11 protein-coding genes are annotated in these 10,571 nt (G+C 68.3%); 10 read left to right on the top strand and 1 reads right to left on the bottom strand.

The features are described 5' to 3' along the window. Nucleotides 1-840: histidine kinase dimerization/phospho-acceptor domain-containing protein (locus tag ASF38_RS01750; protein WP_162237278.1), on the bottom strand; the 840-nt coding region annotated here is incomplete at its 3' end. Between the two features lie 152 nt (nt 841-992). Here ASF38_RS01750 and ASF38_RS01745 point away from each other — a divergent pair. The 10 genes from ASF38_RS01745 to ASF38_RS01700 all read left to right on the top strand — a co-directional run. Continuing rightward, a complete protein-coding gene (locus ASF38_RS01745; RefSeq protein ID WP_055964194.1) occupies nt 993-1,802 on the top strand; it encodes a hypothetical protein in 810 nt (269 codons plus the stop codon). A 271-nt stretch (nt 1,803-2,073) separates the two neighbouring features. After that, nucleotides 2,074-2,691 (top strand): 50S ribosomal protein L10, encoded by a 618-nt coding sequence (rplJ, locus tag ASF38_RS01740; protein WP_056573266.1) that lies wholly within the window; start codon nt 2,074-2,076, stop codon nt 2,689-2,691. 56 nt (nt 2,692-2,747) lie between these two features. Next, a complete protein-coding gene (rplL, locus tag ASF38_RS01735) occupies nt 2,748-3,140 on the top strand; it encodes a 50S ribosomal protein L7/L12 (RefSeq protein ID WP_055964201.1) in 393 nt (130 codons plus the stop codon). Between the two features lie 358 nt (nt 3,141-3,498). Next, nucleotides 3,499-4,458, top strand: a complete 960-nt coding sequence (locus tag ASF38_RS01730) for an ABC transporter ATP-binding protein (RefSeq protein ID WP_055966233.1) — start codon at nt 3,499-3,501, stop codon at nt 4,456-4,458. Between the two features lie 53 nt (nt 4,459-4,511). Next, the gene (locus tag ASF38_RS01725; protein ID WP_082480398.1) at nt 4,512-5,231 is read left to right on the top strand and encodes an ABC transporter permease; all 720 of its coding nucleotides are present in this window, start codon (nt 4,512-4,514) and stop codon (nt 5,229-5,231) included. A 1-nt stretch (nt 5,232) separates the two neighbouring features. Then, nucleotides 5,233-6,063: an ABC transporter permease gene (locus ASF38_RS01720; RefSeq protein WP_055964208.1), complete on the top strand. Its 831-nt coding sequence runs from the start codon at nt 5,233-5,235 to the stop codon at nt 6,061-6,063. A gap of 2 nt (nt 6,064-6,065) precedes the next feature. Next, entirely contained in the window at nt 6,066-7,529 is a 1,464-nt protein-coding gene (locus tag ASF38_RS01715) for an MCE family protein (protein ID WP_055964211.1), read from the top strand. Between the two features lie 76 nt (nt 7,530-7,605). Continuing rightward, entirely contained in the window at nt 7,606-8,709 is a 1,104-nt protein-coding gene (locus ASF38_RS01710) for an MCE family protein (protein ID WP_055964213.1), read from the top strand. Continuing rightward, entirely contained in the window at nt 8,706-9,656 is a 951-nt protein-coding gene (locus ASF38_RS01705; RefSeq protein WP_055964215.1) for an MCE family protein, read from the top strand. The genes ASF38_RS01710 and ASF38_RS01705 overlap by 4 nt, the downstream gene beginning before the upstream one ends. After that, on the top strand, nt 9,653-10,571 hold a 919-nt coding region (locus tag ASF38_RS01700; RefSeq protein WP_082480230.1), incomplete at its 3' end, for an MCE family protein. The genes ASF38_RS01705 and ASF38_RS01700, both read left to right, overlap by 4 nt.

The raw sequence follows: 10,571 nt of genomic DNA, 5'->3' as shown, positions 1-10,571 counted from the left end.
CACGGTGGGCAGCGACTCGACGGTGATCGTCGCGCCACCGCGGCGCACGACCGGCTCCAGGTCCGCGAGGGCCAGCGTGAACACGTGCTCCAGTGGGGTGTCGACGAGCGACAGCCGACCACCGCGGACCGCGAAGTCGAGCATCTCCTCGATCATGCGGTTCATCCGCCGGCCCGCCTCCGACACGGCGCGCACGACGGCGCCGAGGTCGTCGTGGGTGACCACCACGGGCTCGGTCTCGAGCAGCTCGGCGTTGGCGAGGATGGCGGTGAGCGGGCTGCGCAGGTCGTGGCTGACCTGGCCCGCGAAGAGCGCCAGGTGGTGGTTGGCCCGCTCCAGCTCGCGGGTGCGCAGGCGCAGCTCGAGGACGTCCATCACCTGCCCGGCCACGGTGCGCAGCGAGACCTCCTGAGCGGGCGTCAGGGTGCGAGCGGTCTCGTCGAACAGGCACAACCGGCCGAGGTGCACGTCGTCGGGCGTGACCAACGGCGCCGACGCGTAGAAGCGCACGGCCCCGATGTCGCCGGTGACGAAGGGGTTGGTGCGGAACCGCTCGTCCTGCGTCGCGTCGGGCACGACCACGTTCCCGGTCTCGGCCATCACGGCGGCACACATGGAGTCCGACCGGGAGCAGACGGACGGCTCGATGCCGGCCGTCGCGACGATCTGGTGCTGCTGGCTGCGCGTGATGATGTTGATGGCCGCGCTGGGGACGTCGCACGCCTGCGCCACGAGGTCGACGAGCGCCTGCAGGTCGCGACCCACGGGCTCGGTGAGCACGGCGTAGCGCTCCAGCTCGAGCTCCTGCTGCTCGATCGTTCCCCCGACGACGGTGCTCACCGGACCTCCTCGATCGCTTCGCTCGACCATGTCACACCTGGCGCGTCCCGGCGCGGTCCGCCGGCGCGGCGAGCTTCGCCCGTCGCCGGACGGACGTCCGGAATTGGCCGACCGGACGCCGACTCGGGCGAAGTGAGAGGTATGATCCAAACATGAACCTGCGCCTCAAGAAGTCCGCCGCCGCGGTGGCCATCGTCCTGACCGCCGGCCTCGGCCTCGCCGCCTGCGGCGGTGACGACTCCTCCAGCGCCAAGGGTGACACGTCCTCGGTCGGCGAGAAGGCCGACACCGAGCTCACCCAGGAGAACTTCTTCACGGAGGTGACGAAGGCCCAGCAGGACGCCAAGACCAGCCACGTCGAGATGGCGTTCGGCGTCGGCGGCCAGGACATCAAGGCCTCCGGCGACGTGTCGACCGGCAAGACCGCCGCCGACTCCGCCATGAGCATGACCATGACGCTCGGCGCCCAGGGCGAGATGGAGATGCGCCTCATCGACGGCGTCCTCTACATGAACATGGGCTCGATGTCGCAGAACAAGTTCGCCAAGATCGATCTGAACGACAAGAGCAACCCGCTGGGCGAGCAGTACGGCAGCCTGCTCGACAGCGTCGATCCCTCCAAGCAGATCGAGCAGATGCAGGAAGCGGTCACCGGCTTCGAGCAGAAGGGCGACGCCGAGAAGCTCGACGGCGTCGAGGCCACCCCGTACGTCGTCACCGTGGACTCCAGCAAGCTCACCGAGCAGATGGGTGCTCCGGGCCAGGACGCCGCCCAGGTCCCGGAGACCCTCACCTACACGATGTACATCGGCCCGGACAACCTGCCGCGTCGCATCCTGATGGACGTCGCGGGCACGAAGATGACCATGGACTACACCAAGTGGGGCGAGGACGTCACCATCGAGGCGCCGGCGAAGGACCAGATCTCCGACGTCGACCTCTCCCAGATGGGCGGTGCCTGAGCTCGATCGAGCCCGCCCGGCACCTGCCGGGTGACGCCGCTCGACCAGCGCTCCACACGAGCCCCCGTCGCACCGATTTGGTGCGGCGGGGGCTCGTGCGTAGACTGACCACGCCGAAGACCGCTGGCCGGGTCCCGCAAGGGTCCCGCGAAGTGCCTCGAACGAGGCGGCCCGCGCAGGTGTCCTTCAGAGGTGGGTCCGTCAGGACCTCCCGACGACGTGCACCGCAGCGCGTGCGTCGGTCGAGGCAACGACCACCAGAAGGAGACCCATGGCAAGCCCGGACAAGGTTGCTGCCGTCGCCGAGCTCACGCAGAGCCTGCGCGACTCCGACGGCATCGTCCTCACCGAGTACCGCGGTCTCACCGTGAAGCAGCTGCAGGAACTGCGGCGCTCGCTCGGTGAGGGTGCGAGCTATGCCGTCGCCAAGAACACGCTGACGAGGATCGCGGCCAAGGAGGCCGGGGTCGACCTGTCGGACGACCTGCTCACCGGCCCGACCGCCATCGCCTTCATCAAGGGCGACGTCGTCGAGGCCGCCAAGGGTCTGCGTGACTTCGCGAAGGCGAACACCACCCTCGTCATCAAGGGAGGCTTCCTCGACGGGAAGTCGCTCGATGCCGACGAGGTCAAGAAGCTGGCGGACCTCGAGTCGCGCGAGGTCCTCCTCGCCAAGCTCGCTGGCGCCATGAAGGGCAGCCTTCAGAACGCCGCGTCCCTCTTCAACGCCCCGCTCGCCCAGACGGCCCGCCTCGTGGCGGCCCTCGAGGCGAAGAAGGCCGAAGAGGCTCCCGCCGACGCTTCCACCGACACTGCTGCCGAGGCCCCCGCGGCCGAGGCGGCACCCGAGGTCGAGGCTCCCGCCGAGACCGACTCCACCGAGGGCTGAACGCCCGATCTGATCGGGACCCCCTCGGGGTCTCACCAACGAAAGGACGCCACATCATGGCGAAGCTCAGCACCGACGAGCTGCTCGACGCATTCAAGGAACTGACCCTCATCGAGCTCTCCGAGTTCGTGAAGGCCTTCGAGGAGACCTTCGAGGTCACCGCCGCTGCCCCCGTGGCCGTGGCCGCTGCGGCCCCCGCTGCCGCCGGTGGCGACGCCGGTGGCGACGCCGCCGAGCAGGACGAGTTCGACGTCGTCCTCGAGTCGGCCGGCGACAAGAAGATCCAGGTCATCAAGGAGGTGCGCGGTCTCACGAGCCTCGGCCTGAAGGAGGCCAAGGACCTCGTCGAGGGCGCTCCGAAGCCCGTCCTGGAGAAGGTCGCCAAGGATGCCGCCGAGAAGGCCAAGGAGGCCCTCGAGGCCGCCGGCGCCACCGTCACGCTCAAGTGACCTGGCTGTCAGCCTGACGTCCACGTGACGTCGACGCAGACCCCCGCAGACCCGGTTCCGACCGGGTCGGCGGGGGTCTCGTCGTGTCCGGAGGCGGCGGCGCGCCGATCGCCTGAGCGGCCGTCGCGCTCCGCTGACGGGCCGAACGGCAGGGTCGGGGACGTGACCGAGGCCACCTTTGTGACTCGCAGTTGCATGGGGTACGGTCTCTGAGACCTGCGACACGTTACTCGCGGGTCATCATGACGGAGCGAACTCGTAACCGAGTCGCCCGAAATTCGTTAGGCTGGGTGGCCCGGGTCACATCGACTGCGGGCCCGGTACGGGGACCGGCCGAGCTGGAGTGGAGGAGGGGTCCGTGGGCGTCGAGGTCAAGGTCGAGAACCTGACGAAGAGCTTCGGCTCGCAGCTGATCTGGGGCGACGTCTCGTTGACCCTCCCCGCGGGTGAGATCTCCGTGATGCTCGGTCCGTCCGGCACGGGCAAGTCGGTGTTCCTCAAGACGCTGATCGGTCTGCTGAAGCCTGACGAGGGCCACATCTGGATCGAGGGCGTCGACATCGCGACGTGCAAGGAGAAGGACCTCTACGAGATCCGCAAGCTGTTCGGCGTGCTGTTCCAGGACGGCGCCATGTTCGGCTCCATGGACCTCTACGACAACTGCGCCTTCCCGCTGCGCGAGCACACCAAGAAGTCCGAGTCCGAGATCCGCCAGATCGTCATGGACAAGATGGACATCGTCGGCCTGGCCGGTGCGGAGAACAAGCTCCCCGGCGAGATCTCCGGCGGCATGCGCAAGCGTGCCGGCCTGGCCCGCGCACTCGTGCTGGAGCCCGAGATCCTGCTCATCGACGAGCCCGACTCCGGCCTCGACCCGGTGCGCACGGCCTACATCAACCAGCTGTTCATCGACCTGAACGCCCAGATCGACGCCACGTTCCTCATCGTCACGCACGACATCAACTCCACCCGCACCGTGCCCGACAACATCGGCCTGCTCTACCACAAGCACCTGGCGATGTTCGGCCCGCGCGAGATGCTGCTGTCGAGCACCGAGCCCGTCGTCGCGCAGTTCCTCAACGCCCAGCGCGTCGGTCCGATCGGCATGTCCGAGGAGAAGGACGCCGACGAGCTCGCGGCCGAGTCCGAGATCGAGATGCCGCCGCTGCCGCCCATCCCGCGCCAGCTCGAGCCGTCGGACGGTCGTCCCCGTGTCGCGCAGCGCGAGCCGGGCGCCTGGTGCCGCGACAACGGCATCACGCCTCCGCCCGGGTCGTTCGACGAGAACATGAGCCTCGCTCCGGGCAGCACCGCGTGAGCGCAACCAAGATCGCGGCGCCCGCACGGATCGCAGGTGGCCTCTTCGCCTTCATGCTCGACGTCACCGTCGCGCTGTTCCGGCGACCCTTCCAGCTCAAGGAGTTCCTGACCCAGGCCTGGTTCATCGTCACCGTGACGATCGTGCCGACGGCCCTGGTCTCGATCCCCTTCGGTGCCGTCATCGCCCTCCAGGTCGGCGGGCTCATCAAGCAGTTCGGTGCGCAGTCGTTCACGGGCTCCGCCGCGGTGCTGGCCGTGGTGCGCGAGGCCGGCCCCATCGCCACCGCGCTGCTGATCGCCGGTGCCGCCGGCTCGGCCATCGCGGCCGACTTCGGCTCGCGCAAGATCCGCGAGGAGCTCGACGCGATGATGGTGCTGGGCATCGACCCCATCCAGCGCCTCGTCGTGCCCCGCGTGCTCGCCGCCATGCTCATCGCCGTCTTCCTCAACGGCCTGGTGACGATCGTCGGTGTCGCCGGTGGCTACGTGTTCAACGTCGTGCTGCAGGACGGCACACCAGGGGCCTATCTGGCCTCGTTCACGGCGCTGGCCCAGCTGCCCGACATGTACCAAGGCATGGTGAAGGCCGTCATCTTCGGCTACATCGCGGCCATCGTGGCCGCCTACAAGGGGATGAACGCCAAGGGCGGCCCGAAGGGCGTGGGCGACGCGGTCAACGAGGCCGTCGTCATCACCTTCCTGCTGCTGTTCATCGTGAACTTCTTCGTGTCGTCCATCTACATCCAGCTCGTCCCACCGAAGGGGATGTGACATGGCGACGAAGATCAGTGCCGTCTACGAGCGCCCCGCGGCAGCGCTGGAGGGCCTCGGCACCCAGCTGCTGTTCTACCTGCGCGTCCTGCGGGCCATCCCGTTCACGATCAAGAACTACAGCCGCGAGATCCTGCGGCTTCTCGCCGAGGTCGCGCTCGGTTCCGGCGCCCTCGCCGTCATCGGCGGAACCGTCGGCGTCATCGTGGCCATGTGCTTCTTCACCGGCACCGAGGTCGGCATCCAGGGCTTCGCCGCGCTCGACCAGCTCGGCACCGCCGCACTGTCCGGCTTCGTCTCGGCCTACTTCAACACGCGTGAGATCGCGCCGATCGTCGCCGGCATCGCGCTCGCCGCGACCGTCGGCTGCGGCTTCACCGCGCAGCTCGGCGCCATGCGGATCTCCGAGGAGGTCGACGCGCTCGAGGTCATGGCCGTGCCGTCGATGCAGTTCCTCGTCACCACGCGCGTGCTGGCCGGGCTCATCGCCGTGGTCCCGCTCTACGTCGTCGGCCTGCTGTCGTCCTACTTCGCGACCAGATTGACGATCACGCAGTTCCTCGGGCAGAGCACCGGGACCTACGACCACTACTTCTCGACGTTCCTGCCACCAGGTGACGTGCTGTGGTCGTTCGGCAAGGTGCTGATCTTCGCCGTCGTGGTGATCCTGATCCACTGCTACTACGGCTACTACGCCTCCGGCGGACCCGCGGGCGTGGGTGTGGCCGTGGGCCGCGCCGTCCGTACGTCGATCGTCGCCGTCAACGTCGTCGACCTGCTCGCCTCCATGGCGATCTGGGGCACGACCGTCACCGTCAGATTGGCAGGTTGACGATGGCTGCCACTCCCTTCGCCGAGCGTCCCACGAGCCTGAAGCTCCTCGGGGCCGGTCTCGTCGTCCTCATGGCCTTCTTCGTCTGGCTGACGTTCGCGTTCTTCTCCAAGACCTTCGTGGCCACCGACGACGTCACCGTCGACACCGGCAAGGCCGGCCTGAACCTGCCGCAGGCCGCCGACGTCAAGCTGCGCGGCATGATCGTGGGCGAGGTCAAGGACGTCGAGCCGCGCGACGGCGGCGTGCGACTCGTGCTCGGTCTCAAGCCCGACCTGATCGGCCAGGTGCCGGCCGACGTCACCGCGGAGATCGTGCCCAAGACCCTGTTCGGCGAGAAGTACGTCGCGCTGATCCCCGCCGACGACGCGGGCAGCGAGCGGCTGAAGGCCGGCGACACGATCCAGCGCGCCGAGGTGCCGATCGAGGTCGAGGAGCTGCTCAACGACCTCTACCCGCTGCTGCAGGCCGTGGAACCGGCCGAGCTGTCGTACACGCTCACGGCGGTCTCCCAGGCGCTCGAGGGACGCGGTGAGAAGCTCGGCGAGACCCTCGTGTCCGCCAACGAGTACCTCACGGCACTCAACCCCGACGTCCCGACGCTGGTCGACGACCTCACCAAGCTCGGCACCGTCTCCGACGGCTACGCCGCGCAGATGCCCACCCTCGGGCGCCTGCTGAAGAACACGGTCGTCACCGGCAACACGGTCGTCGCCAAGCGCACGCAGCTCGCGGCGTTCTTCGACGAGGGCACCCGGCTGGCGAACACGCTGACCGACTTCGTCGACGCCAACGGCGAGAACCTCGAGGTGCTCGCCAAGCAGAACCGCGAGCTGCTCAGCGTCACGGCCGACTACTCCAGCACCTTCCCGTGCTTCACGGGCGGCATGGCCACGGTGCTGCCGAAGCTCAACAGCGTCCTGCGCAACAACACCGTGCACATCGACCTGGAGCTCCTCGCCGAGCAGCCCACCGGCTACCAGCTGGGGGAGAACGCCGTGGTGCCCGACAACAAGACCCTCGACGAGACCGAGCAGACCGACCCGAACAAGGTGAAGTACATCGACGCGCCGGACAAGGACAACGGTCGACTCCCCAACACCCTGGGCGCCGTGTGCGAGGACCTCAAGGTCTTCAAGAAGAACGCCAACGACCCGAGCAAGTGGCCCTACAACCAGGCCGACCCGTTCCAGGTCGCTCCGGAGATCTACAAGCTCGTGGGCGTCGAGAACAGCCACAACGGCAAGTTCGGCAGCGAGGCGGACTTCGAGCGCGCTGCCGTGGCCAACCTCGACTCGGCAGGCTTCTGGAACCCCAGCCTGGCCGACACCGACAGCGCCCAGCAGCGTGACGACGTGCGCCGGATGGCCGCCGCCGTGGCCGGTGTCGACGCCGACCGCGTCCCCGACGCCGCGTCGCTCCTGCTCAGCCCGATCCTGCGTGGCACGGAGGTGACGGTGAGATGAGCGAGCGCAAGCGAGCGAACGACCAGCACCTCATCGCGTTGCTCCCGGACCGTGCTCTTCCGACGGGGGTGACGCGATGAGCAAGGCTCTGGACCGCGAGTCCATCTCTGCGATCGTCAAGCTGTCGATCTTCTTCGCCGTCACCGGTGCGGCCACGTTCCTGCTGATGCTGACCCTCAGCGGGGCCAACCTCGGCAGCAGCAACGAGTACAAGGCCGTCTTCTCCGACGTCACCGGCGTGGCCAAGGGCGACGACGTCCGCATCGCCGGCGTCTCCGTCGGGTCGATCAAGAAGGTCGAGATCCACGACACCGACGAGGCCATCATCACCTTCTCGGTGCGCACCTCGACCCCGCTCACCCAGGACACCAACGCGCAGCTGCGGTTCCGCAACCTCGTCGGCCAGCGCTACCTGGCGCTCTTCCAGGGCGGCGAGGGCGGCACCGCACGCCTGGCCCCGGGCTCGACCATCCCGCAGGACCGCACCGAGGAGGCACTCGACCTCAACGTGCTGCTCAACGGCTTCAAGCCCGTCTTCCAGGCGCTGTCACCGTCGGACACCAACAAGTTCGCCTTCGAGATCGTCCAGACCCTGCAGGGCGAGGCCGGCAACGTGCAGAGCCTGCTGGCCCGCACCGCGTCGCTGACCAGCACGCTCGCCGACCGCGACGAGCTCATCGGCGACGTCGTGGTGAACCTGTCCGACGTGCTCGACACGATCGGCAGCCGCGACCAGCAGCTCACGGCCACGATCGACACCCTGCAGCAGTTCGTCACCGGCCTGAAGGGCGACCGCGAGGCGATCCTCGGCTCGCTCGACTCGATCTCCGACCTCACCACCGAGACCTCCAACCTGCTCGTGGAAGGCCGGCCCGACCTCACGGCCGACGTCAAGCAGCTGCGCCGCCTGACCAAGAACCTGTCGAGCGAGCGCAACCTCAAGACCATCGAGGAAGCCGTGCAGATCCTGCCCATCAAGATGGAGAAGCTGGGCAACCTGGCCTCCAACGGCAGCCTGTTCAACTTCTACGTCTGCGAGCTGAACGTCGACGTCTCCCAGCTGACCGGAACCCCGCTCGACGGCCTGCTCGACGGCCTGATCAGCGAGCTGGGTGCCGTCCAGGCCGGCGGCGACCGCTGCCGCACCGGCAACGGCGAGTACGGGAAGGCCGCCTCATGAAGCCCTTCCGCGAACGCAACCCCGTCATCATCGGCCTGCTCGGGTTCACGATCATCGCGCTGCTCCTCGTCGCGGCCTTCCGCGCCGATCGGCTCCCGATCATCGGCGCAGGGGACACGTACCACGCCGAGTTCTCCGAGATCGGTGGCCTCAAGGACGGCAACGAGGTCCGCGTGGCCGGCGTGCCGGTCGGCAAGGTGCGTGGCATCGAGCTCGCCGGCAACAAGGTCAAGGTCACGTTCAAGGTCGACAAGGGCACGCGGCTGGGCCGCGAGACAGGTGCGGAGATCCGCATCCGCACCCTCCTCGGCGCGCAGTTCCTGGCACTCACGCCCTCGGGCTCGGGCCGCCTCGAGAAGGGCACCACGATCCCGGTGTCCCGCACGGTGCCGCCGTACGACGTGGTGCAGGCCTTCTCCGACCTCAGCACCACCACCGACGCGCTCGACGTCGGCCAGATCTCCGACGCGCTCGAGACCTTGTCCGACGTCGCCGCCCAGACGCCCGAGGAGTTCCGCGGCGCGATCCGCGGGGTCTCGGACCTCTCGCGCAACCTCGCGGCGCGCGACGACCAGATCAACACCCTCCTGGTGAACCTCAAGAAGGTCACGGGTGTCATCAACTCGCGCGACGACGAGCTCGTCCAGCTGGTGAAGGACTCCTCGGTCCTCTTCGACGCGGTCACCGAGCGACGCGAGGCCATCCACCGCCTGCTCGTCTCGACGCAGGAGATCTCCGAGCAGCTCAGCGCCCTCGTGGACGACACGGAGGCCGACCTCAAGCCCGCCCTCAGGCAGCTGCGCGCCGTCACGACCATGCTGGCGCGCAACGAGCAGAGCCTCGACCGCGCCCTCACCGTGATGCCCGGCTTCCTGCGGGTCTTCGCCAACGCCCTGGGCAACGGTCCGTGGTTCGAGACCTACGTCAAGATCGGAGGTGCCGGATGACCAGGCTCGCCGGCGTCGCCCGCATCCTCACCGTGCTCGTCGCCCTCGTCCTCGTCGTGGGACTGGTGATCGTCTTCGGCCAGCGCGACGCGAAGAACACGATCACGGTCGACTTCGCCCAGACCAACTCGCTGTACGAGGGTTCCGACGTCCGCATCCTCGGCGTGGCCGTCGGCACCGTCGACCGGCTCGTCCCGCGCGGCGAGACCGTGCGCGCGACGATCTCCTACGACGCCGACGTCAAGCTGCCGGCCGACGTCAAGGCCGTCGTGGTCTCGCCGTCGATCGTGGGGGACCGGTTCGTGCAGCTGGCCCCGGCCTACGACGGTGGGCAGGTGCTGGCGGACGGCGCCCGGCTGGGCGTCGACCGCACCGCCGTGCCGGTGGAGCTCGACCAGATCTACAAGTCGCTCGACGACCTGTCGGTGGCCCTGGGTCCCGACGGCGCCAACAGGAACGGTGCCGTGAGCAACCTGGTGAAGGACACCGCGGCGCAGCTCGACGGCCAGGGCACCCAGCTCAACGAGACCCTGCGCAACTTCGGCAAGCTCAGCCAGACGCTCTCCGACAACAAGGACGAGCTGTTCGGCAGCATGCGCGAGGTCGACCAGTTCGTGCAGCTGCTCCAGACCAACGACCAGGCGGTCCGCGACTTCTTCGACAGCACGGCGGAGGTCTCCACCGTGCTCGAGGGCGAGCGCGAGGACCTCCAGGCCACCGTGAAGGCGCTGGCCAAGGCCCTCGTCGAGGTGCGCGGGCTCGTCAAGGACAACCGCTCGGAGCTGCGCGGCAACGTCAAGCAGCTCGCCACGATCGCCGAGGTGCTGGGTGACCACCAGAAGGACCTCGAGGAGTTCACCGTGAGCGGCCCCACGGCGCTGTCGAACGTCGCGCTGGCCTACAACGGCGACTCCG

The organism is Aeromicrobium sp. Leaf272 (genome assembly GCF_001422865.1).
GTDB lineage: Bacteria > Actinomycetota > Actinomycetes > Propionibacteriales > Nocardioidaceae > Aeromicrobium.
Note: the sequence above shows the minus strand (reverse complement) of the source record. Positions and strands in the feature narration are given on the sequence as shown.